Here is a 22,461-nt window from a genome sequence, read left to right as displayed (position 1 = left end):
GGGCTGAGGAAAATTACGCGATTTTTCTCGGCCTTTTTTAATGGCACCGTGATAAGGAGGAGAGCGGATGAACTATGAAGAGGCGCTGGCATTTGTTCACGGGCGGCCCCGGTTAAGAAAGGCGCCCACTTTAAAAAGGATGCGACAATTTTTAACCGAATTAGGAAATCCCCAAACTAAAATCCAGGCGGTCCACGTTGCTGGAACCAATGGTAAAGGTTCCACGATCGCCTTTCTAACTAGTTTATTGGGCCAAGAAGGTCGTCAAGTAGGGACTTTTACGTCGCCATTTATTACCCGTTTTAACGAGCGGATCGCGGTTAATGGCCAGCCAATTAGCGATGAAGCGGTGGCAAATTTAGTTACCCAAGTACGGCCGGTGGTGGAAAAAATGGACCAAACTGAATTGGGCGGCCCGTTAGAGTTTGAAATTGTCACCGCGATGATGTTTTTATACTTTGCGCAACATCCGGTTGACGTGGTTTTGGTAGAAGTAGGAATTGGGGGATTGTATGATTCCACAAACGTCTTTACCCCGTTGGTATCGGTGATTACAAACGTGGGCTGGGACCACATGGCACTTTTAGGGAATACTTTACCGGAAATTGCCCAACAAAAGGCGGGAATCATCAAACCGCACGTTCCGGTGGTTACTGGCGTACAAGTGCCAGAAGCGTTAACAGTAATTAAACGGGTTGCTAACGAGCAGCATGCACCGTTAATGGTACTGGATGATGATTTTAAGTTGACTGGTGATCCTGCAGATTTCGAAAGCAACGATTGCCACGTTTCAAATATAAAAAGCGGATTATTAGGTGTTTATCAACTTAAAAATTTAGCCGTAGCAATCCAAGCTGCGGTAGTCTTGAGTCGACAGCGGGGGTGGAAACTTAGCGCTGATCAGATTCGCAGAGCCAGCTTGCAGGCTCGCTGGCCGGGTCGGATGGAAATCATGCAACAAGCGCCGCTAGTGGTCCTTGACGGAGCACATAATCTACCAGGGGTACAAGCGTTAAAGCAGTCGCTACAAACCTATTGGCAGGATCGTCCCATCCATATCTTAGCGGCAATTCTTGATGATAAGCTATTTCAGCCGATGATTGATGAATTGTTAACGATTCCGAACGCCCAACTAACGTTAACTAATTTTCAAAATCTGCTCCATCGGCAAGTGGTGCAACCCGCGGAACTCGTAGCCAATGAAGCGCGGCAAATTAATTATGAAGCGAACTGGCGAACGGCGTTACGGCAATTGATTAAGCAGGCCAACCCAAGGGACGTCGTGATCATCACCGGATCCTTGTACTTCGTTTCCGAAGTTCGCCCGTTGTTTAAGAAATAATTAGCTGCTTTTTAGGTACTTTGTATCTAAGAGGTGGTAAAAATGTTATTAAAAGATGGCGCACGTGAAAAACTTACAAAAATTGGCGCAGAAAATTTGACCAACGCGGAATTATTGCGGGCGTTTTTAAGTTGTTGCGGTCAAGAGCAGGCGGTTAACCGGCTATCCCAAGAATTTTGGGATCAGGTGGGCGATATAGTGGGGTATAGTTTATTGACCCAACGAGAACGGCAAACGATTTTTTCGCAATTACCAGCGGAGTCGTTAGCTCTAGAAGCCGCAATCGAGTTAGGACGCCGCGTCCAACGCCAACCAATCCATCTATTAGGCAAGGTGTTGGGCAGTGCGCAGATTGGGAACTTGATGGTAGCTCGTTTTCAAAAAAATCCGCAAGAACACTTGGTGTTGCTTTGTTTGGACACAAAAAACCAAATTAAACAGGAACGGGTAATTTTTAAAGGCGGGTTAAACTCTGCCGAAGTGCATCCGCGAGAAATTATGGCGGAAGTTTTACGGTATAGCTCGAACGGTTTTATTTTGGTACACAATCATCCGAGTGGAAACGTAGAGCCTTCCATGAACGACGTGGCGTTTACTAAAAAGATGAAAAAAATTGGCGATTTAATGGGGATTCGGCTAATTGATCATCTGATTGTGGGTGACCAAACCTATTGGAGTGCGGCGGAAAATCGAGTTCTTAATGATTGTTAAACAATCTCAATTAGCGCTAGTTTGGCCGTTTTGTGTGTTATAATTTATGAAGTCATTTTAATGAGATTAATTAAGGGGTTCAAAGCTCATGCATAAATTTTTTTCTAATCGAAAGCTAGTGTTAACGGTAATTTGTGCAATTATTGCTGCAGGGTTAATTACGGGATCGTTGGCATTGGGAAAGAAAGATAAGACACCGGCCGTCCAAAAATTGGGAAACGACCTTTTTGGCGCCGTTAGCCGGGTGATCGCCATCCCTGCCCACGGTATGCAGACGTTATCGACTAACTTAAATAACTTTGTTGCAACTTACGAAGAAAATGAACGATTGCGCCAAGACATTGATAAATTAAGCGCGACTCATGCTGAAAACAAGAGCCTCAAGGAAGAAAATCGGGAATTAAAGCAACTAGTGGGGTTGAAGAACTCCATGACGGATTATTCTTTAACCCCAGCAATCGTGCTGACCCGTTCACCAAGTTCGTGGCAGGACCTAGTAACCGTCAATAAGGGAACGGCTAATGGAGTTAAGAAAAATCAACCAGTGCTTGCCGGAAATGGCTTAGTTGGCCGGGTAGTGGAAGCTAACTATTCAACCAGTAAAGTAGAATTGATCAGCGACAATAATGAATCGGCTAACCGGTTTGCGATCCAAGTCCAGGCTAAAGACGGAAATTACGTTAATGGAATTATTACTGGCTATGACAAAAAGACCAACGAAATCATTATGGGACAAGTTACTGAAGATAAAGATGTGGCGGTTGGTAGTCAGGTAATTACTTCCGGTCTGGGAGGCGTAACCCCGAAGGGACTCTACGTTGGGAAGGTAGCAAAAGTTTCAAAAGAAGATTATGGGTTAGCAAATGAAATTCGTATTAAGCCAGCTGCAAAGTTGAGCAACGTTAACGATGTTTATATTGCTAAGCTAGATTAGGGTGAAAGTATGTTACAATCGGCAAAACTTAAATATCTTTTTCCAATTATTTTATTTGGGACCTTCTTTTTGGACGGCGCCTTAAACCAAATATTTTCGGCGGTTCTATTTCAATATCCGTACTCGATGATTTGCAACCTAACGCTGATGTGGTTTGTGATGGGAATCTTTTTTGAAGGAGAGTCCCAGATTAATTTTACGTTATGGGCGTTCGTGATTGGAATCGTCTTTGACTGGTACTATACGGGGGTCTTTGGGGTAAATACCTTCATTATCCCGTTAGTGGTCATGTTTGTGCGGGAAGTTCGCTTATACGTCAATACATCGTTTTTGATCGTGATGGTGCTTGATACGCTTGCAATGGCATTGTACAACGTGCTATTCTACGCAGTTTTCCAAGCGATTCATTTGGCAAACGTGTCGGCAAGCTTTTTTATTGGGTATTCGTTTTTCCCAACCATTATTTTAAATTTGGCACTCTTCGTGGTTTTATATTACCCAATCAAGACCTTCTTTCGGCGGACCCGGGGAACTAATTATCGGAGTTTTGGTTAAGGAGTGCTTGACATTTAAAGAATAATTGCTATTATTTTACTTATGTTTGACAATGATCAGAAGAGTAGTCTACGTTACTTCGAAAAGCGACCTAGGGAATGGTGCAAGCCTAGGCGAAGCCGTAGATGAACCACATCTGTGAGTTGATAGCCTGAAAAATAACTAGGGTTATCCGGTAATTCCGTTATCATTTAAGTTAATGCAACTTTCTGAGGTTGACTGCGCGAGCAGTTGATAAATATGAGGTGGAACCGCGATAATTCGTCCTCTTAGGCTACGGCCTAAGGGGATTTTTTTATTTTCGCGGTAGATTTTGCTTCCCACTGTACTGGAGACAGTAACGTGGGTAGTTACAGCTCATTTACCAATAAAGGGTGTTTAACTTAGTGAGGTTACTTTGCGCGAGCGAGTAACGAAAATGGGGTGGAACCGCGATTAACTCGTCCTCTTAGACAATTTAGTCTAAGGGGATTTTTTAATACTAAGGGAGTTGAAAAGATGTTTAATATTCAATACATTAGCGAAATATTGCCTTCGCTGCTTTCCGGAGCGGCGATGACGTTACAAGTTTTTATTTGGACAATTATCGGTTCTTTAATTTTGGGAGTATTTTTAGCGCTAGGACTGGTTTCGAAATTCAAACCGTTGCAATACATAATTAGCGCGTACGTTTGGCTAATGCGGGGGACTCCGTTATTGTTGCAATTAATTTTTGTCTTTTACGGTCTACCAACCGTAGGAATTGTCTTTCCGCGTTACGAAGCGGCGTTGTTTGCCTTTATCCTAAATTACGCAGCGTACTTTGCGGAAATTTTCCGGGGCGGGTTGCAGTCGGTAGATAAGGGACAGTATGAAGCAGGCCGGGTCTTGCAAATGACCTACTGGCAAACAACTAAAAAGGTGGTTTTGCCTCAGGTAGCCAAAATTGTCCTCCCATCGATTGGTAACGAAGTAATTAACCTGGTTAAGGATTCTTCACTAGTTTACGTAATCGGGATTGGAGACCTGCTCCGGGCAGGAAACGTAGCGGCGGCCCGTGACGTTACCTTGGTTCCGTTTATCCTGGTCGGGATTATGTACTTGATTTTAACCGGAATTTGCACTTTCTTTTTACGTAAAGTTGAAAAACACTATTCGTACTTTCGCTAGGATTGGGGGAAATCAATATGCTTGAATTAAAAAATATTTCTAAAAGTTATAACGGACGGACAATTATTGATAATTTAAACCTGCAGATCCAAGATGGCCATATTTTAACGATTGTGGGACCGTCAGGAGCGGGAAAGACCACTTTATTGAGGTGTATCAGTGGGCTTGAAAAGATTGATTCAGGGTCATTTCTATTAGACGGTAAGCCGTTTAACCCGTTTGAAACGCGGGACAGTGAGAGCGTCATCGGGGTGGTTTTCCAAGATTTTCAACTATTTCCTAATTTATCGGTAATTGAAAACATTACGTTGGCACCCATGAACGTGTTGCACCTTAGTGAACGAGAAGCTTTACAACGGGTGGAAGAAATTATCGATCGACTAAGCTTAGCTAAAATTATTAATCAATACCCCTACCAGCTTTCGGGGGGCCAAAAGCAACGGGTGGCAATTGCCCGCGCATTGGCGATGAATCCCCGGATCCTTTGCTACGATGAACCAACTTCAGCGCTTGATCCAGAACTTCGGGATGAAGTTAGCCGGATGATTCTAGACCTGAAACAAAATCAAATTACGCAAGTCATCATCACGCATGACATTGAATTTGCTGAAAAAATTGCTGACGAAACTTTGACTGTAAAGCCGGTGAATTAAATGAAAAAGTTAGTAAAATTTAGCTTACTCGTGATGGCCTGTGCGCTATTAATTCCAGGACTAGCAGGGTGCGGAAAAACTGCCCAAAATAATCCCCAGCCAAGCAGCTGGAAAAGTATTCAAGCTAAACACCATGTGGTAATTGGCTTGGATGATAGCTTCGTGCCGATGGGCTTTCGCCAAAAAAATGGGAAGCTGGCGGGATACGATATCGATTTAGCCCGCGCCGTTTTTAAGCAATATGGAATTAAGGTCGATTTTCAAACCATCGACTGGTCGATGAACGTTACTGAATTGCGTAACCAAACCGTTGATTTGATTTGGAACGGACTGACGATTACCGATGAACGGCAACGGGCAATGACCTTTAGCGAGCCCTACTTGGTCAACCAACAGGTATTGGTGGTGAAAAAGAGTCAGCATATTCACTCACCACAGGATATGACTGGTAAAACACTAGGGGTTCAAAGCGGCTCGTCTGGGGCCCAGGACATTGACCGTTACCCAAAACTTTTGAAACAGCGAATTAAAAAGCATACTCCCGTACTTTATGATACGTTTAACAACGCTTTTATTGATTTGAAGGCCGACCGGATTCAGGGCTTGCTGATTGATAGTGTCTATGCAAATTACTACCTGCAGCATTTACCAAATCCAGGTGACTACCGGGTGATTAAGAGTGGCATGCCTAACGAATATTTTGCGGTGGGCATTAAAAAAGGCAATCAAGAGGTCAAACAAAAAATTGACCAAGGAATTGAACACTTACGTAAAACGGGTGAGTTACAACGAATTAACCAGAAATGGTTCGGTAAGTAATGGCATTCAGGCTGGAAATTTAGCGATTTCCAGCCTTTTTGATACACTGAAAGAACAAAGAGGGGTTAAGGGAGGAAGCGCCATGCTTTTAGCTAGTGTAGTGGGATATTTATTGAACTTATTGTTTGCCTTTGGGATTGCGTTAATGGAAAAACGGGACATTTCAGCCGCGTGGGCCTGGTTACTGGTAATTGTGTTGTTACCGGGAATTGGCTTGATTATTTATTTGTTCTTTGGCTGGAAATTAAGTCAGCGACAAATTTTTAATTTAAAAGCGCAAAAGCATTTGGGAATTAGTGACATGGCGGATCACCAAAAGCAAAGCGCCCAAAATCGGGTTTCGTTGTCTACGACCCTCGAAAATGACTTAGTAACCATGTTTTTAAACACGGACGACGCGATTTTGACCAGTCAAAATGATTTACAAATTTTAACCGACGGCCAGGCTAAGTTTAAAAAACTTTTTCAAGATTTAAGGGGTGCCCAACATCACATTAATATCGAATACTTCACCATTTACGATGATGATTTAGGGCACCAGTTACGGGAGATTCTCGTGAAAAAAGCGCGCGAAGGGGTGCGGGTCCGGGTGCTGTACGATTTATTTGGTTCAAAAGGAGCTAAGCAAAAGTTCTTTCGGCCGTTGATTGCTGCCGGTGGAGAAGTTACCCCGTTTATGCGCTCTAAATTTGGCTATTATAGTTTTCGAATTAATTTTCGTAATCACCGCAAAATCGTCGTAATTGACGGTTCAATCGGGTACATTGGCGGGTTTAACGTGGGAGACCAGTACTTAGGCAAAAATCGTCGTTTTGGCAATTGGCGTGATACCCACTTGCGGTTGGTCGGCTCGGTCGTGTTACAATTACAAAGTCGGTTCTTTATGGATTGGAACGCGTCGGTTACCGATCCTAAGTTAACGTTTAGTTTGAATTATTTCCCGCAAACCGCGTTGGAAAAGAAGTTGCCTATGCAAATTGTAAGCAGCGGTCCAGAAAATGACATCCAAAAGATTAAGCAGGGCTACATTAAAATGATTATGGGAGCCAAACACTCGATTTGGATTGAGACTCCGTACTTCATTCCCGACGATGCACTTATGGAAGCACTCCTGATTGCGCTACGTTCGGGGATTCAGGTTTGGATGGTAATTCCTAAAATGCCAGATCATCCCTTCGTATATCGGGCGACGGAATATTACGCAAAGCAATTATTAGCAGCGGGAGCACGAGTATTCGCATATCAAAAGGGGTTCATGCACGCTAAGACGATCGTGGTGGACCAATCAATTACTAGTGTGGGTTCGGCAAATTGGGACATTCGGTCCTTCAAGCTAAACTTTGAAGCAAATGCATTTATTTACGACGCAAAAGTTGCACAAAAAATGATCGCCATTATGAAACAAGACGTTAAGGATGCTCATGAACTCGATGAACAGTATTTTGCGAGTCAATCACGGTGGAAGAAGTTTCGCCAGTTAGCCAGCCGAATGATTGCACCAATTTTGTAAGTGGAACTTAAGGCAAAGAAATCGGATTACTTATAAAGCAGGTAAATTAGGTGGCAAATTTTTTTAATTGAATGAGGTAGTAAAAAAGCGAAGAAGCATTGATATTTCAATGCTTTTTCGCTATTATTAATCGCATGTGAAAAGGTAGGAGGCGTCATCTTTGGACGTACAAATGCGGCCTGGAGTTCAGGCTTTAATTGTTCCAAGCAAGAAGTTTAAAACGGTACGGATTGACGTACATTTCTTAAAAAACGCAACGGTAGCGGAGTTAGCTCCTCGAACCCTGGTGGCGAATCTTTTAGAGACGAGCACCCAGCGCTATGTTAACCAAATCCAATTTACGCACGCCCTGTCAGCAATGTACGGGGCGAGTTTTGGCGTGGGGGCAGGTAAAAAAGGCAACCTCCATGACATTGGATTTTCAATTACGGTGGCTAATGATCACTACACGGGCGGTCAGTCCTTAGTGCGGATGGCTATCGAATTCTTAAACGAGGTGATTAGTCACCCGTTGGCTAGTAACGGGCGCTTTGACGAGCAGACGTTTGCCCGTCAAAAGACTAATTTAATTAATTACGTGGATTCTGCTAATGAAGACAAGCAGTTTTGGGCGAGTCAGCAGCTTCGCAAGTTGGCTTTTGGAGCAAACCGGATTCAAGGGGTCCCTAGTTACGGACGTCGGGCGGATTTGCAGAATTTACAAAACGAACAAGTCTACGCCACGTATTTATCCATGTTGCGTCATGACTTAGTACATATTAGTGTTTCAGGTGACGTCGATGAACAAAAAGTGTTAGAAGATTTGGCAATTTTAGAATTACCCGAGCGGAAAGTTCAGTTAGGATCGGTAATTACGAAGTTTAATTCGTTGCCAAAACCGCGTCATAGAGTGGCAAATCAAGCAGTTCAACAAGCTCGGTTGAACTTGGCCTATGATATTCCAGCTACGGTGGTGAGCGATAATTTTCACGCTGCCGTTGTTTTTAACGCGCTCTTTGGCGGCTCGCCACAATCGAAACTGTTCCTTAACGTGCGGGAAAAAGCTAGCTTGGCATACTATGCTAGTTCCAGTTTAGATTTGTATAACGGACTTTTAACCGTGCAAACGGGAATTGAAGCAAGCAATTACGCTCAGGCCAAGCAAATCATTCAACAACAAATTGTAGATTTACAAGCGGGACAGTTTACCGAGAGTGATTTAACCAGCATTAAAGCTGGGCTGCGTTCAGATTACCTCGCTGGTTTAGACTTACAACGTACGATTCACCGTCGGGGGCTTAACGAATATCTACTTGGTTTCCATCGCCCAGCTGAGCAATGGTTAAATGATTTAGACCGGGTCGGGGCGACCGAAATTGTTGAGATTGCTCGGCAACTCAAGCCACGAGCGGAATTTTTCTTAAATGGGGATAATGACTAATGCAAATAAAGGAAAAGGCATATTCGGTTTTTGACGAACGATTATTTTCGGCAACGTTAGCTAACGGCTTACAAATTAATATTTTGCCTAAAGCGGATTTTCAAAAAACGTACGCCGTTTTTACCACTAACTTGGGGTCAATGGATCGTAATTTTCGGGTTGGGGAACAAAAGCTACAAATCCCAGCCGGAACGGCGCACTTTTTGGAGCATAAACTATTTGAAAAAGCCGACTACGACGCTTTTCAAATTTTTACGCGAAACGGAGCGGATTCGAACGCGTTTACAAGCTATAACAAGACTAGCTACTTATTTTCAGCAACCAGCCGGCTGAAAGAGAACTTGACGACTTTACTAGATTTTGTGCAGGATCCGTACTTTTCTAGTGCTTCCGTAGCTAAGGAGCAGGGGATCATTGGACAAGAAATTCAGATGTATAATGATGATGTAGATTGGCAATTATACATGGGAATGATGCGTAACCTATTTCCCAAACAAGCGTTAAGTGAAGACATTGCCGGAACCAGCGCTTCAATTGCGCAGATTACGCCTGAATTACTGTATAAGGTCCACCAGGTGTTTTACCATCCCCAAAACATGCACTTGTTCGTTACTGGCAATTTAGATCCGCAAATGGTCGTCGACTGGGTTGAAGAAAATCAGCGCCAAAAGCAGTTTACAGAATTTGTTCAGCCGGTTAATTTGCAAAAAGCTGAACAGAAGATCCTTCCGGTAGTTGAGCAAAGCTCGGCAGTTTGCCTGGCCAACCGCCCTAAGGTAATGTTGGGAATTCGAAATAATCGTTACCTACCAGCTCCGGGACTGGAACGCTTAAAGTACTTATTGACCTTAGATTTAGGTTTATATTTACTATTAAGCTCTTCTTCTAAAAATTACTTAAAATTATACGATGAAGGACTTTTAGACGATACTTTCGGTTATGATTTAAATAACGAGCGGGACGAATTATTTTTGACGATGGGTGGCGACAGCGACCATCCCCAACAATTAGCAGCTGCCTTGAAGGAAATTTTGCGTCGGGGACTTACCGATACCCCAGAGCTGGCAGCAGATTTTGCTTTGGCTAAAAAAGAAATGTACGGTCGGTGCATTGCCCGGATGAATTCATTAGAAGCAATTGCTAATTCTTTTGAAGGGGCTCTTTACGGCAATGCCACTATCTTTGACGAAGCGCAGATGTTTAAGGAGATCTCCCTTACAGAAGTGATTGAAGCGCTAGGCCAATTCGTTAGTGAACAAGTAATTAGTAGTTTTGAAATTAAACCAAAATAATTAAGTAGGCGAGAAAATGAAGTTTGCGTTGGTATGTGGAGCGAGTGGAAACATTGGGATGGCAATTAGTCGACGATTAGCTAAACAAGGCTGGTCCTTATATTTACATTACCACCAGCACGCTGCGACGGTAGAAGAATTAGTGCAAGAATTACAACGGCAATACCCAAAACAAGACTTCCTAATGGTTCAAGCAGATTTTCGAAACGAGGCGGCGGCAGAGGAAATCGATGCGCAAATTTTTAGCTTGGACGCGATTGTTTTTGCACAGGGAACCACGATCTACCAGTTGTTCGATGAATTTGACGGTACCCAGTTAGAAAATTTATGGTTAGAACACCTTAAAGTTCCGTTATTGGTAATTAAAAAATTAGTTTCTAAACTGGCAGAAGGCGGTCACGGACGAATTGTCTTTATTGGCTCGGTTTATGGGGCGGTGGGCAGCGCCATGGAAGTTCCTTACAGCATGTTAAAAGGGGCAATGAGCAGTTTTGTAAATGCTTATGCTAAAGAGGTGGCTTCCTTAGGGATTACTGTTAACGTGGTTGCACCAGGAGCAGTTCAAACACAGATGAACGCTAACTTTGCGGAAGATGAAATTGAAGCAATCAGTGAAGAAATCCCGGTAGGTCGGTTTGCTAAACCAGACGAAATTGCCTACCTAGTGGAAACTGTTTTAGCCGAAACGGCGTCATACTTAACTGGTCAGACCATTTATGTGGACGGCGGCTGGCAAAAATAATGGTATACTGGTTGTTGATTTAAAATAAATTGGGGTATTTTTATGGGGACGAAAAAATACAAAGTAATTGGGATGCGGTTGCAAGATGCCCGTCTCAAAAAGGGTTGGACTCTTGACGAAGTTCAACTAAAGTTACAAATTTCTAAACGATATTTAATGGCTTTAGAAGCTGGTGAAGATGATGATTTGCCAGGAGACTATTACACCCAGTCGCTAATTAAGCAATACGCGAATTTACTAGGGGTGGAAGTGGGCAACCGTCATTTAGAAAATGAGCCCGAAAGTATCAAGGAATGGCGACGAACTCATGGAGAAGTTACTAGCCGTGCGCAAAAAGAACTTCAACAAAAGCCGTCGGTACTGAGCGGCTTAATTCATCAGCACCCGTGGTTGATGGGAATTATTTTAGTTGGGGTGATATGGTTATTAGTTTGGGCAGCCTTTAGTGAGATGGCTAACCGTTATCCGTCACAATTAGTCGCACAAAAAAATCCGACGGTGATTGATAAAACTAAAAAAAGCCATCATAAAACTAATGCAAGTAAAACCAAGTCTACGCATCCTAGTGCTAAAAAGCAATCTAAGCAAACCACGACAAAACCGAAAATCGAAAAGGTTAATGACAGTGCAGATAATTTGCGGGTGACTTTGCCGGACGAACAAAAACACGCCACGCTTAAACTCAAGACTGGCGATAACCAATCTTGGAATTCGTTAACAGCGACGGCTCCCCAAGCGGCTACCGTTGCTCAAGGAGTTATGGAAGCTCACCAAACCCAGCACTTTAAGTTGAAAAAGGGCTATACATACGTTTTGAAAATTGGAAATACAATTGGATTAAAGGGTAGTATCGGGGGACGTAAAATGCCTGATCCTGCTACGGGAGTCACGGTACGGAGCGTGACCATTGTCGTTAATTAGAAAGGAGAAAACATGAACTTACCAAATAAACTAACCGTTTTTCGGATTATTTTAATTCCGATTTTTATCATCTTGACCGTTATGCCAGAAGTCGGAGGGAGCGTATGGTGGTTGGGAACCCCGATTGCCATCACTAAAATTTGGGGAGCCGTGGTTTTTGCGATAGCTTCCATCACTGATTTTCTTGACGGTCAAATTGCTCGGCGCCAACATTTGGTAACTAACTTTGGCAAATTTGCTGATCCGATTGCGGATAAAATGTTAGTAATGTCGGCGTTCATCATCCTGGTGTCCATGAAAATGGCTCCGGCGTGGGTGGTAGCCATCATTGTGTGCCGGGAACTGGCAGTTAGTGGGTTGCGATTGATTATTGTAGAAAACGAAGGGGAAGTTTTAGCTGCGGCGATGCCTGGTAAAATTAAAACCTTTTCCCAAATGTTTGCAATTATTTTCTTGCTATTGAACAACTTATTTGCAAACTATTTGCACTTTGGACCAGGAACCGTTTTACTTTACGTATGCTTATTCTTTACCATTTATTCTGGAATTGATTATTTTTACCAAAACCGCTCCATTTTTGCGGATTCTTTTTAAAACAAAGGCTAGTGGAAAAACTAACGGAAGCGAACCAGTTTAGCTTCGGAAGGTTTGGAAACAGCCTTTTTTTGCTGAAAAAGTTAAAATAAAGCAGTAAGATTAGCGTAGTTATATAATGAGGAGGAAGTTAATAGATGAAGGCGGAAATTATTTCAGTTGGTACCGAGATTTTGTTAGGTGAAATCACCGATACTAACGCCGTTTATTTGAGTCAGCAATTAGCCCAGCTAGGAATTGACGTTTATCACCAAGCAACGGTGGGCGATAATTCAACTACCATGAAGGAAACGCTGGAAATTGCCAGCAAGCGCAGCGACTTAGTGATCACCATTGGGGGATTAGGACCGACGGAAGATGATATTACTAAACCAACGTTGGCCGCGTTTTTAGGTGAAGAATTAGTGGTTGACGACCGGGCGCTAGAAAAGGTGCACGAGCACTTTACTAAGCAGGGACGTCCCATCACTCCCAATAATGAACGGCAGGCGTTGTTATTAAAAGGGAGTCGTCCGGTGAAAAATCCCAACGGGTTAGCGATTGGCTTGTTTGCCACTACTCCGACGACCGATTACTTGGTTTTACCAGGACCGCCTAGTGAATTTAAGCCAATGGTTAACCAGGAAGTGCTTCCTTTGTTAAAAGAGCGGTACTCGTTGGATAAAACAATTCAATCCAAAACGTTACACTTCGTAGGGGTTGGGGAAGCCGACTTGGCGACCCGGGTGGATGACGTGATCAGACGACAGAGTAATCCTACAATCGCGTTATACTTCAAACCGACTGACGTAACCATCCGACTAACTGCGAAGGCGGATTCTAAAGATGAAGCAGAACAAATGTTAGAAAAAACCAAGGCAGAAATCCTTGCTCGAGCAGGCGATTATTACTATGCTGAAGGTGAACAGGTCGCTTTTCCAGATTTTGTAGTACAAGAATTAATCAAACGAAAACTAACGTTAACGGCAGCAGAAAGTTTGACTGGTGGTGCTTTCCAAAATCAATTAGTAAAAACAGCGGGTACTTCCGCAGTATTTTCGGGAGGCTTTGTAACGTATTCTGATGAAGTAAAAACTAGTTTATTGGGGGTTCGTCCGGAAACTATCGCTCAATACACGGTGGTAAGTCGTCCAGTTGCTGAAGAGATGGCGCGCGGGGCACAAAAGCAATTAGGTACGGACCTAGCGATTAGCTTTACTGGAGTAGCGGGACCTGAAGGATTAGAAGGACACGCGCCTGGTGACGTATGGATTGGGTTGGCGTTGCCAAATGGAAGTACCGTGGCTAAGGGGTTCCATTTTAGCGGTAACCGGGAAAAAATCCGCCATTTAGCAGTAATGAATGGTTTTCGAATGATTTGGGAACAAGTGGTTAAATAATATCGAACTTTTGTTCGCTTTTTGATTGATTTTTTGGAGATTACTAGGTATTATATTTAGTATAGATGGTTAAGGGCGACTTTGGGATAATTTTAAATTTTAATCAACTAGAAGCGTCAGCCTTAACTGGAAACGTGCAATATAAGACCCATTAGGAGGTTATTAATTAAGTGGCAGATGAAAGAAAAGAAGCTTTGAATAAAGCTCTTAAAAAAATTGAAAAAAACTTTGGAAAAGGTTCCATCATGCGGATGGGGGATGCAGTTGATACGCAAATTTCCACCATTCCAAGCGGTTCGCTAGCGCTAGACGATGCGTTAGGTGTAGGCGGTTATCCTAAAGGACGGATTGTTGAAATCTACGGTCCTGAAAGTTCAGGGAAAACTACGGTTGCGCTTCACGCGGTCGCCGAAGTTCAAAAGCGAGGCGGAACGGCTGCGTACATTGACGCGGAAAATGCGATGGATCCAGCTTATGCAACTAATCTGGGAGTTAACATTGACGACCTCTTACTTTCCCAACCAGATACTGGGGAAGAAGGTTTGGCAATCGCGGACGCTTTAGTTTCAAGTGGAGCCATTGACTTAGTAGTTATTGATTCGGTTGCGGCCTTGGTACCGCGTGCTGAAATCGACGGTGAAATGGGCGATGCTCACGTTGGTTTACAAGCACGGATGATGTCTCAAGCGCTACGGAAACTTTCAGGTTCAATTAATAAAACTAAAACAATCGCCCTGTTCATTAACCAAATCCGTGAAAAGGTTGGAATTATGTTTGGAAATCCCGAAACCACTCCGGGTGGTCGGGCCTTGAAGTTCTACGCAACCATTCGTTTGGAAGTTCGGCGTGCTGAACAAATCAAAGACGGTTCTGACGTAATTGGTAACCGGGTTAAGATTAAAGTAGTTAAAAATAAGGTCGCACCTCCGTTTAAGCGGGCAGAAGTCGATATTATGTATGGTGAAGGAATTTCGCAAACGGGCGAAATGATCGATATGGCCGTAGAAAAAGACATCGTTGGTAAGAGCGGTTCCTGGTACTCATATGGTGAAGAACGAATTGGACAGGGTCGTGAAAATGCTAAGAAGTACATGGAGGACCACCCAGATGTCCGTGCCGAGGTATTGGCTAAGGTTCGAGAAGCGTACGGGATGGTAGCTGATCCAGCTAGTGAAGTTAAGGAAGATAGCAAACAAGACGACCAAGCTGAATTAGACTTGAAATAAAGGTAAATATTTATGGGGAGAAAAGAAGTTGGAATAGTTCCAGCTTCTTTTTCTACGTTATCAGTAATTGGAAAAGACCTGTTTAAACTAATAATTTACCAAACCCTTAAGGGAGTACCTAGCTTTCGCAAAGCTAGCACTAATCAGCGTTGGGCGCTAAAGACTTATTGACACGCTTATGGCTAAATATTAAAATGATTATAAGTGTGAGAATCAAATAACATCATTCAAAGATTATAACTATGGTCTTGATGATTTGGAGGCAAAGATGGTAATTTATTATATTATCCTCGCAATCATCGCTATAGTTGTTGGCTATTGTGCAGGATACATCATGCACAAGCGGTTCATTGAAAAGCAAACTGCAGATGCTAGTAATTCAGCTGATCTAATTATTGAAAATGCGCGACAACAAGCGGAAACCGAACGTCGGGAAAAGCTTTTGGAAGCAAAAGATGAAAGTCATCGTTATCGTGCGCAGGTTGAAAAAGAGCTTAAGGAACGTCGGGCGGAATTGCAAAAGCAAGAAGACCGACTTCTTCAAAGAGAAGACGTCCTTGATCGTAAGGATAGTTCCTTTGAAAAGCGCGAAAACAGCCTAGAACGTAAAGAGCAGAAACTAGCTGCAGATCAAAAGCTAATTGATGAACAACAACAAAAAGCATCATCACTCGTTGAGGAACGACAACAAGAGCTTGAGCGAGTTTCAAATTTAACTCAAGAAGATGCCAAAAGTTTAATTATTTCGGAAGTGAAAGCCAAACTTGAAAAAGAACGGGCTTTGATTATCAAAGAAAGTTTAGAAGATGCTCAAAACCAAGCTGATGAAACAGCTCGGAAGGTAATTGCGCAAGCGATTCAAAGAAGTGCTGCAGATATGGCATCCGAGACCACCATTACGGTGGTTTCGCTACCAAATGACGATATGAAGGGACGAATTATCGGGCGTGAAGGCCGGAATATCCGTAACTTTGAAAACGTCACGGGAGTTGACTTAATTATTGATGATACTCCGGAAGCGGTCGTTTTGAGTAGTTTTGACCCGATTCGTCGTGAAATTGCACACATTGCTTTGGAAAAACTGATCCAAGATGGCCGGATTCATCCTGCTCGGATTGAAGAGATGGTGGAAAAGGCTAAGAAAGAATTGGATGACACCATTCGCAAGACCGGTGAGCAAGCAGTATTTGAGCTTGGTATTCATTCAATGAATCCTGAATTGATTAAGTTAATTGGGCAATTAAGATATCGGACGAGTTATGGTCAAAATGTATTAAACCATTCTATTGAGGTTGCTAATTTGGCAGGAGTGTTAGCTGCTGAGTTGGGTGAAGATGTTACTGTAGCAAAACGCGCAGGATTATTACACGATATTGGTAAAGCGGTCCAACATGAGACCGACACTTCGCACGTTGAATTAGGTGTGGAATTGGCGAAGAAGTACAAAGAAAGCGCGGTCGTCGTTGATGCGATTGCGTCTCACCGAAACAATAACGAAGCAAATCATGTTATTTCCGTGTTGGTGGCGGCGGCGGATTCGATTTCTGCAGCTCGTCCCGGAGCACGTAGCGATACATTACAGAGCTATATCCATCGGTTAGAGAAGTTAGAACAAATTGCTAACCAATTTGATGGAGTGAAAAAGAGTTATGCAATTCAAGCCGGACGCGAGGTGCGGGTAATCGTTAAGCCAACCAAGATTAACGACTTAAAAGCGGTTATGTTAACGCATCAAATTCGTAAAGCAATTGAGAAACAATTAGAATATGCAGGCAAAATTAAAGTAACAATTGTTCGAGAAGTTCGTGCCGTTGATTTTGCAAAGTAAGGAGTTGGGCCACTGTGGACCCGCTCTTTTTTTATATGGTGCATATGATAGAATAGCCATTGTTAAACTAATTTTTTACGTATTTGTAATTAACTGAAAAATTAAGAGTCGGAAGGAATACAAAATGCCACAAAAGACAAGTGATACGCCAATGATGCGTCAATATATGGAAATTAAAAAACAGTATCCGGATGCTTTTTTATTTTACCGGATCGGGGATTTTTACGAGTTGTTTTACGACGACGCCATTAAGGGTTCACAATTGCTAGAATTGACGCTTACGGCAAGGTCGAAAAATGCGGACGATCCCATTCCAATGTGCGGAGTGCCGCATCATGCCGCCCAAAATTACATCGACATTTTAGTTGACCAAGGGTATAAAGTGGCAATTTGTGAGCAGATGGAAGACCCTAAGGCCGCCAAAGGAATGGTGAAACGGGAAGTAATCCAACTCGTTACCCCAGGTACCACTACGGATCAAAAGGCGGAAGACGCTAAGGAAAATAACTATTTAACGGCAGTGAGTTTTGACGCTGCAACTAAAAAGTACGGGTTTGCGTACACGGACCTGTCAACCGGTGAATTGAAGGTCGCAATTTTGGACGATATTGAGAGCGTGGTCAACGAGGCTGTAGGATTACGGACCCGTGAAATTGTTGCGGACCAGTATTTTGTGGAGCACTTTGGGGAACGGTTTAAAGAATTAAACATTTTAGTTTCGCAACAAAATGACGTCGAAATCTCGGCAGAATTAAGTTATTTAATTCAAAATTTGACATCCCCAATTGCCGTGCAAGTGGTTAAACAACTATTAATGTACGTTCAAGTTACCCAAAAGCGCAATCTGGCGCATATGCAAAAAGCAATTGCGTACGAACCATCGTTTTACTTACGAATGGACCATGCGTCAAAGTATAACCTCGAGTTAACTCGCTTAATTCGAACGGGGAAAAAACAAGGAACGCTATTATGGTTGTTAGATGAAACGAAAACGGCAATGGGAGGGCGGTTATTAAAGCAGTGGCTGGACCGTCCGTTAATTCGTAAGGACGCTATCAATGCTCGGCAAAGTCGCGTGCAGGTTTTATTAGAACACTTTTTTGAACGAAGCAATCTGCAAGAAGAGTTAACTAAAGTTTACGATTTGGAACGACTAGCTGGCCGGGTCGCCTTTGGAAACGTGAATGGTCGGGACTTAATTCAATTAAAAACCTCGCTATTGCAAATTCCTAAAATTCGGCACGTACTAGCGGAATTGGACGACCCAGTTTTCGATGAGGCCCTTACGCGGTTAGATCCGGTTAGCGAAATTGCGGACTTGATTGAAGCGGCCATTGACGAAGATGCCCCAATTTCCGTTACGGAAGGTAACGTTATTAAAGATGGCTATAATCCCAAGTTAGACGAGTATCGGGACGCCATGCGGAACGGTAAAAAATGGATTGCTGACTTACAAGCCCAAGAACGCCAAGCAACCGGAATTAAAAACCTTAAAATTGGCTACAACAAAGTGTTTGGCTACTACATTGAAGTCACGCGGGCTAATTTAGCTAGCGTACCGGAAGGACGTTACGAGCGTAAGCAAACCTTAACGAATGCCGAACGGTTCATTACTCCCGAGCTCAAGGAAAAGGAACGGATCATCCTAGAAGCCGAACAAAAGTCGACGGATTTAGAGTACGAGTTGTTCAAAAAGATTCGAGAAACGATTAAAGAGCAAATTGAACGCCTTCAAAACCTTGCTAAGCAAGTTGCGGAATTAGACGTTTTACAAAGTTTCGCGGTAGTTAGCGAAGAGTACCAATTCGTTAAACCAACCATGACGGAATCCCATGAAATTGAAATCAAAGCTGGCCGTCATCCGGTGGTTGAAAAGGTAATGGGGCATCAAAGTTACGTCCCTAACGATATTTTAATGAATCAGGATACGGAAATTTTACTAATTACCGGGCCAAATATGTCTGGTAAGAGTACTTACATGCGCCAGCTTGCGTTAACCGTCATTATGGCGCAGATGGGGTGTTTTGTTCCAGCTGAGGAAGCTACGTTACCAATTTTTGACCAAATTTTCACCCGCATCGGAGCTGCTGATGATTTAATTTCTGGTCAGAGTACCTTCATGGTTGAAATGCAGGAAGCTAACCGTGCGTTAAAGGACGGAACTGCAAACAGTTTGATCCTCTTTGATGAAATTGGTCGGGGGACCGCAACCTACGATGGAATGGCGTTAGCACAATCAATTATTGAATTTATTCACCAAAATGTGCATGCTAAGACTCTGTTTTCGACCCATTACCACGAGTTGACGGCACTTGATCAGACTCTGACACGGTTGAAAAACGTGCACGTCGGTGCGGTAGAACAGGATGGCAATTTAGTTTTCTTGCATAAGATGGAAGACGGCCCCGCAGACAAGTCATACGGAATTCACGTTGCTAAGTTAGCGGGAATGCCGGATTCATTATTGGCAAGGGCATCCGTAATTCTAGAACAGTTAGAAAACGAAAACCAAGGTGATGCTGCAAAGCTAACCGCAAGTGAAACACCACAACCAGTTTTCACCGCTTCTCAGGCTGCGGAGACGCAACCAGCTGACCAATCCGGCGCGGAGGAAAGTTCAGTAACAAGCTCTTCGCGGGAGGTTGTAGAAGAACAAATGGCGCTCTTTGACACCACTCCAGCGCAAAAGAAAACGAACCAGTTACAAACGCAAGTAGTAGAACAGCTAACTAACCTAAATTTAATGGATATGACCCCGATGGAAGTTATGAATCAATTGTATAAGTGGCAAAAGAAGCTACGAAAATGAGGTGCGGATAAATGGCAAAAATCCAAGAGTTAAGCGATATTTTAGCCGACCAGATTGCTGCAGGAGAAGTAGTTGAACGACCGGCTTCGGTGGTTAAGGAACTAGTAGAAAATGCAATTGATGCGGGAAGCAGTCGCATCGATATTCTCTTAGCTGAATCAGGATTAAAAATGATCCGGGTGATTGACAACGGAAGCGGGATTGAGGGTAGTCAAGTAGAGACGGCCTTTAAACGGCATGCAACCAGTAAAATAACTTCGCGTGCCGACCTGTTTCGGGTGGGGACCCTCGGTTTTCGAGGAGAAGCGTTACCCAGTATCGCATCAATTGCGGATGTTAAAATGACGTCTTCCACAGCCGAAGGACCCGGTCAATTCGTGCATTACCGGGGCGGAGAACTAATCGAACATCGGGAGGCCCAAAGTCGACAGGGAACCGATATTACGGTCAGTGACTTATTTTTCAACACGCCTGCCCGGTTAAAGTACTTAAAGTCCTTGGCAACGGAACTGTCAAAAATAACCGACATCATTAACCGAATTGCTCTAAGTTATCCAGAAATCGCGTTCTCATTACAAAATGACGAACGGCAGTTAATGCGTACGTCGGGGCAGGGCAACGTTCAACAAGTACTAGCTAACATTTACGGTACCCATAACGCCCAAAAAATGTTAGATATCCATGGCGAAAGTGTCGATTTTCGCATTGATGGATACGTTAGTTTACCGGAATTTACTCGAGCTAACCGCAGCTACATTACTATTTTAGTTAACGGACGGTATATTAAAAATTTCCACATCAGTAAAGCGATTATTGAAGGATACGGCTCAAAGCTAATGGTGGGTCGTTATCCGGTGGCGGTAATCAATATTCAAACTGACCCGCTATTGGTGGATGTGAACGTGCACCCCTCCAAGCTGGAGGTTCGGATTAGTGAAGAAAATACTTTAACAGAATTAATTAGTAAAACAATTTTTGACCGGTTAGCGGACCAAAATTTGATTCCGGATGCAGTAGATAACCTGAAGAAAAAACGAATTTCTAAGCCAGCTGGTGAGCAACTAGACTTAACTGAGACTGTACTTTCGGGTTCGTTTGGTAAGCCAACGCCTACTGAATCAGCTGCTGTGGAAGAGGATGATTCCGCAGCAGCATTGCACCCCTCCGTTGCGGCTACTAAGCCGATTATCATTAGCACGCGGCAAGACCTGCAATCGGATCGGATTGCAGAATTTAAAGAAAAATATGCCGATTCAACTACCCCCGTTACTAAAAATGAGAACACGGAAGGTGAAGAGAAAACTCCTAGCACTAGTCGTTTTCCTGCTTTAACGTACATTGGGCAGATGCATGGAACCTACTTGTTTGCGGAAGCGGACGATGGTTTATACATTATTGACCAGCACGCCGCCCAAGAACGAATCAATTACGAATATTATCGGGTTCAAATTGGGCAAGTTAGCGATGACCAGCAAGATTTATTAGTGCCAATTTATCTAGATTATTCGACAACCGACACGTTACGCATCAAGGAAAAACAATCGGTCTTAGAAGCCTGCGGGTTATACCTTGAAGAGTTCGGTCGAAATACGTTTATTGTCCGTCACCACCCGACATGGTTTAAGAAGGGACAGGAGGAAGATACCGTTAAAGAAATGGTGGATTACGTTTTGAACGACCGAAACATGACGGTAGCTAAGTTTCGGGAAGCAACCGCAATTATGATGAGTTGTAAACGGGCGATTAAGGCTAACCATCATTTAGATGATTTACAAGCTAAACAGTTGTTGAAGGATTTGGCGAAGGTGGAAAATCCGTTCAACTGTCCTCACGGCCGGCCAGTGCTCGTACATTTCTCCACTACGGATATGGAAAAGATGTTCAAGCGGATCCAAGATCCCCATAATACAAACTTAATTGACGAAGACTTATGATACAATTATTAATACGAACAAACGTTTTGAAATGGGGATTAAAAGATGTATGAATATTTAAATGGTGTCGTCGTGGATATCAATCCCGCCTACATCGTAATTGACGTGAACGGGGTCGGCTACTTGGTTAACGTAGCTAACCCGTATAGCTTTAAACCAGATGAAAAGCAAAAGGTTTACGTGCATCAGGCGGTTTCAGAAACTGAAAACACGTTGTACGGGTTTAAAAAATACGTGGATAAAGAGCTTTTTTTGAACCTGCTCAAGGTTAAGGGAATTGGACCTAAAAGTGCGCTGGCAATTTTGGCTAACGATGATCACCAGGGCTTTATTCGGGCGGTTAACAACGATGACGTCAACTACTTAAAAAAATTTCCTAAGATTGGCCCTAAAGCGGCTAAGCAAATTATTTTGGATCTGAAGGGTAAAATTACGAGCAACGAACCTAGTGGCCCGTTATTTGAAATGCCGACTACTACTAACAATACGTTAGACGAAGCGATCGAAGCCTTAGCAGCTTTAGGGTATTCAGAACGCGAACTAAAAAAGATTACGCCTAAGTTGGATGAGCTTAGCAACCAAACTACGGACCAATACATCAGTGCAGGATTAAAATTGTTAATGAAAGGATAGCGTGTGATTA

19 protein-coding genes and 1 other annotated feature are annotated in these 22,461 nt (G+C 43.2%); all 19 genes read left to right on the top strand.

Annotated features, from left to right (window positions below; translation table 11 throughout):
* Window positions 1-67 precede the first annotated feature (67 nt).
* Window positions 68-1,342, top strand: coding sequence for a bifunctional folylpolyglutamate synthase/dihydrofolate synthase (locus tag HMPREF0623_RS03660; RefSeq protein ID WP_004166035.1), 1,275 nt, complete (start codon window positions 68-70; stop codon window positions 1,340-1,342).
* A 42-nt stretch (window positions 1,343-1,384) separates the two neighbouring features.
* Window positions 1,385-2,053, top strand: a complete 669-nt coding sequence (radC, locus tag HMPREF0623_RS03655; RefSeq protein WP_002832098.1) for a RadC family protein — start codon at window positions 1,385-1,387, stop codon at window positions 2,051-2,053.
* Between the two features lie 88 nt (window positions 2,054-2,141).
* The gene (mreC, locus tag HMPREF0623_RS03650) at window positions 2,142-2,987 is read left to right on the top strand and encodes a rod shape-determining protein MreC (protein WP_002832097.1); all 846 of its coding nucleotides are present in this window, start codon (window positions 2,142-2,144) and stop codon (window positions 2,985-2,987) included.
* Window positions 2,988-2,996: 9 nt separating this feature from the next.
* The gene (mreD, locus tag HMPREF0623_RS03645) at window positions 2,997-3,542 is read left to right on the top strand and encodes a rod shape-determining protein MreD (RefSeq protein ID WP_002832096.1); all 546 of its coding nucleotides are present in this window, start codon (window positions 2,997-2,999) and stop codon (window positions 3,540-3,542) included.
* Window positions 3,543-3,585: 43 nt separating this feature from the next.
* Window positions 3,586-3,814 (top strand) — a binding site (T-box leader).
* Window positions 3,815-4,040: 226 nt separating this feature from the next.
* On the top strand, window positions 4,041-4,691 hold the full coding sequence (locus tag HMPREF0623_RS03640) for an amino acid ABC transporter permease (protein ID WP_004165442.1): 651 nt from the start codon (window positions 4,041-4,043) through the stop codon (window positions 4,689-4,691).
* 17 nt (window positions 4,692-4,708) lie between these two features.
* Entirely contained in the window at window positions 4,709-5,344 is a 636-nt protein-coding gene (locus HMPREF0623_RS03635) for an amino acid ABC transporter ATP-binding protein (protein WP_002832094.1), read from the top strand.
* Window positions 5,345-6,163, top strand: a complete 819-nt coding sequence (locus HMPREF0623_RS03630; RefSeq protein ID WP_002832093.1) for an amino acid ABC transporter substrate-binding protein — start codon at window positions 5,345-5,347, stop codon at window positions 6,161-6,163.
* 82 nt (window positions 6,164-6,245) lie between these two features.
* A complete protein-coding gene (gene cls, locus HMPREF0623_RS03625; RefSeq protein WP_036671258.1) occupies window positions 6,246-7,673 on the top strand; it encodes a cardiolipin synthase in 1,428 nt (475 codons plus the stop codon).
* A gap of 160 nt (window positions 7,674-7,833) precedes the next feature.
* Window positions 7,834-9,093 (top strand): EF-P 5-aminopentanol modification-associated protein YfmF, encoded by a 1,260-nt coding sequence (gene yfmF / locus HMPREF0623_RS03620; RefSeq protein ID WP_004166033.1) that lies wholly within the window; start codon window positions 7,834-7,836, stop codon window positions 9,091-9,093.
* On the top strand, window positions 9,093-10,385 hold the full coding sequence (gene yfmH / locus HMPREF0623_RS03615; protein WP_004166032.1) for an EF-P 5-aminopentanol modification-associated protein YfmH: 1,293 nt from the start codon (window positions 9,093-9,095) through the stop codon (window positions 10,383-10,385). Before yfmF ends, yfmH begins: the two co-directional genes overlap by 1 nt.
* 16 nt (window positions 10,386-10,401) lie before the next feature.
* On the top strand, window positions 10,402-11,127 hold the full coding sequence (ymfI, locus tag HMPREF0623_RS03610; protein ID WP_002832088.1) for an elongation factor P 5-aminopentanone reductase: 726 nt from the start codon (window positions 10,402-10,404) through the stop codon (window positions 11,125-11,127).
* A 42-nt stretch (window positions 11,128-11,169) separates the two neighbouring features.
* Window positions 11,170-12,048: a helix-turn-helix domain-containing protein gene (locus tag HMPREF0623_RS03605; protein WP_002832087.1), complete on the top strand. Its 879-nt coding sequence runs from the start codon at window positions 11,170-11,172 to the stop codon at window positions 12,046-12,048.
* Window positions 12,049-12,060: 12 nt separating this feature from the next.
* Window positions 12,061-12,642 (top strand): CDP-diacylglycerol--glycerol-3-phosphate 3-phosphatidyltransferase, encoded by a 582-nt coding sequence (gene pgsA, locus HMPREF0623_RS03600; RefSeq protein ID WP_002832086.1) that lies wholly within the window; start codon window positions 12,061-12,063, stop codon window positions 12,640-12,642.
* A gap of 137 nt (window positions 12,643-12,779) precedes the next feature.
* The gene (locus HMPREF0623_RS03595) at window positions 12,780-14,021 is read left to right on the top strand and encodes a competence/damage-inducible protein A (RefSeq protein ID WP_002832085.1); all 1,242 of its coding nucleotides are present in this window, start codon (window positions 12,780-12,782) and stop codon (window positions 14,019-14,021) included.
* Window positions 14,022-14,191: 170 nt separating this feature from the next.
* Window positions 14,192-15,247 carry a recombinase RecA gene (recA, locus tag HMPREF0623_RS03590; RefSeq protein WP_002832084.1) on the top strand — a complete coding sequence of 352 codons (1,056 nt, stop codon included), beginning with the start codon at window positions 14,192-14,194 and terminating at the stop codon, window positions 15,245-15,247.
* A 268-nt stretch (window positions 15,248-15,515) separates the two neighbouring features.
* A complete protein-coding gene (rny, locus tag HMPREF0623_RS03585; protein ID WP_002832083.1) occupies window positions 15,516-17,075 on the top strand; it encodes a ribonuclease Y in 1,560 nt (519 codons plus the stop codon).
* 124 nt (window positions 17,076-17,199) lie between these two features.
* Entirely contained in the window at window positions 17,200-19,884 is a 2,685-nt protein-coding gene (mutS, locus tag HMPREF0623_RS03580; protein WP_004166030.1) for a DNA mismatch repair protein MutS, read from the top strand.
* Between the two features lie 11 nt (window positions 19,885-19,895).
* Window positions 19,896-21,818 (top strand): DNA mismatch repair endonuclease MutL, encoded by a 1,923-nt coding sequence (mutL, locus tag HMPREF0623_RS03575; protein WP_004166028.1) that lies wholly within the window; start codon window positions 19,896-19,898, stop codon window positions 21,816-21,818.
* A gap of 45 nt (window positions 21,819-21,863) precedes the next feature.
* Window positions 21,864-22,451, top strand: coding sequence for a Holliday junction branch migration protein RuvA (ruvA, locus tag HMPREF0623_RS03570; protein WP_004165426.1), 588 nt, complete (start codon window positions 21,864-21,866; stop codon window positions 22,449-22,451).
* Window positions 22,452-22,461 lie beyond the last annotated feature (10 nt).

This window comes from Pediococcus acidilactici DSM 20284 (genome assembly GCF_000146325.1).
Taxonomy (GTDB): domain Bacteria; phylum Bacillota; class Bacilli; order Lactobacillales; family Lactobacillaceae; genus Pediococcus; species Pediococcus acidilactici.
This window is presented reverse-complemented; position numbering and strand designations above follow the sequence as displayed.

Coding starts and splice junctions, on each gene's coding strand:
- HMPREF0623_RS03660 (WP_004166035.1), top strand. CDS start 68: ATGAACTATGAAGAGGCGCTGGCATTTGTTCACGGGCGGCCCCGGTTA.
- radC (WP_002832098.1), top strand. CDS start 1,385: ATGTTATTAAAAGATGGCGCACGTGAAAAACTTACAAAAATTGGCGCA.
- mreC (WP_002832097.1), top strand. CDS start 2,142: ATGCATAAATTTTTTTCTAATCGAAAGCTAGTGTTAACGGTAATTTGT.
- mreD (WP_002832096.1), top strand. CDS start 2,997: ATGTTACAATCGGCAAAACTTAAATATCTTTTTCCAATTATTTTATTT.
- HMPREF0623_RS03640 (WP_004165442.1), top strand. CDS start 4,041: ATGTTTAATATTCAATACATTAGCGAAATATTGCCTTCGCTGCTTTCC.
- HMPREF0623_RS03635 (WP_002832094.1), top strand. CDS start 4,709: ATGCTTGAATTAAAAAATATTTCTAAAAGTTATAACGGACGGACAATT.
- HMPREF0623_RS03630 (WP_002832093.1), top strand. CDS start 5,345: ATGAAAAAGTTAGTAAAATTTAGCTTACTCGTGATGGCCTGTGCGCTA.
- cls (WP_036671258.1), top strand. CDS start 6,246: ATGCTTTTAGCTAGTGTAGTGGGATATTTATTGAACTTATTGTTTGCC.
- yfmH (WP_004166032.1), top strand. CDS start 9,093: ATGCAAATAAAGGAAAAGGCATATTCGGTTTTTGACGAACGATTATTT.
- ymfI (WP_002832088.1), top strand. CDS start 10,402: ATGAAGTTTGCGTTGGTATGTGGAGCGAGTGGAAACATTGGGATGGCA.
- HMPREF0623_RS03605 (WP_002832087.1), top strand. CDS start 11,170: ATGGGGACGAAAAAATACAAAGTAATTGGGATGCGGTTGCAAGATGCC.
- pgsA (WP_002832086.1), top strand. CDS start 12,061: ATGAACTTACCAAATAAACTAACCGTTTTTCGGATTATTTTAATTCCG.
- HMPREF0623_RS03595 (WP_002832085.1), top strand. CDS start 12,780: ATGAAGGCGGAAATTATTTCAGTTGGTACCGAGATTTTGTTAGGTGAA.
- rny (WP_002832083.1), top strand. CDS start 15,516: ATGGTAATTTATTATATTATCCTCGCAATCATCGCTATAGTTGTTGGC.
- mutS (WP_004166030.1), top strand. CDS start 17,200: ATGCCACAAAAGACAAGTGATACGCCAATGATGCGTCAATATATGGAA.
- mutL (WP_004166028.1), top strand. CDS start 19,896: ATGGCAAAAATCCAAGAGTTAAGCGATATTTTAGCCGACCAGATTGCT.
- ruvA (WP_004165426.1), top strand. CDS start 21,864: ATGTATGAATATTTAAATGGTGTCGTCGTGGATATCAATCCCGCCTAC.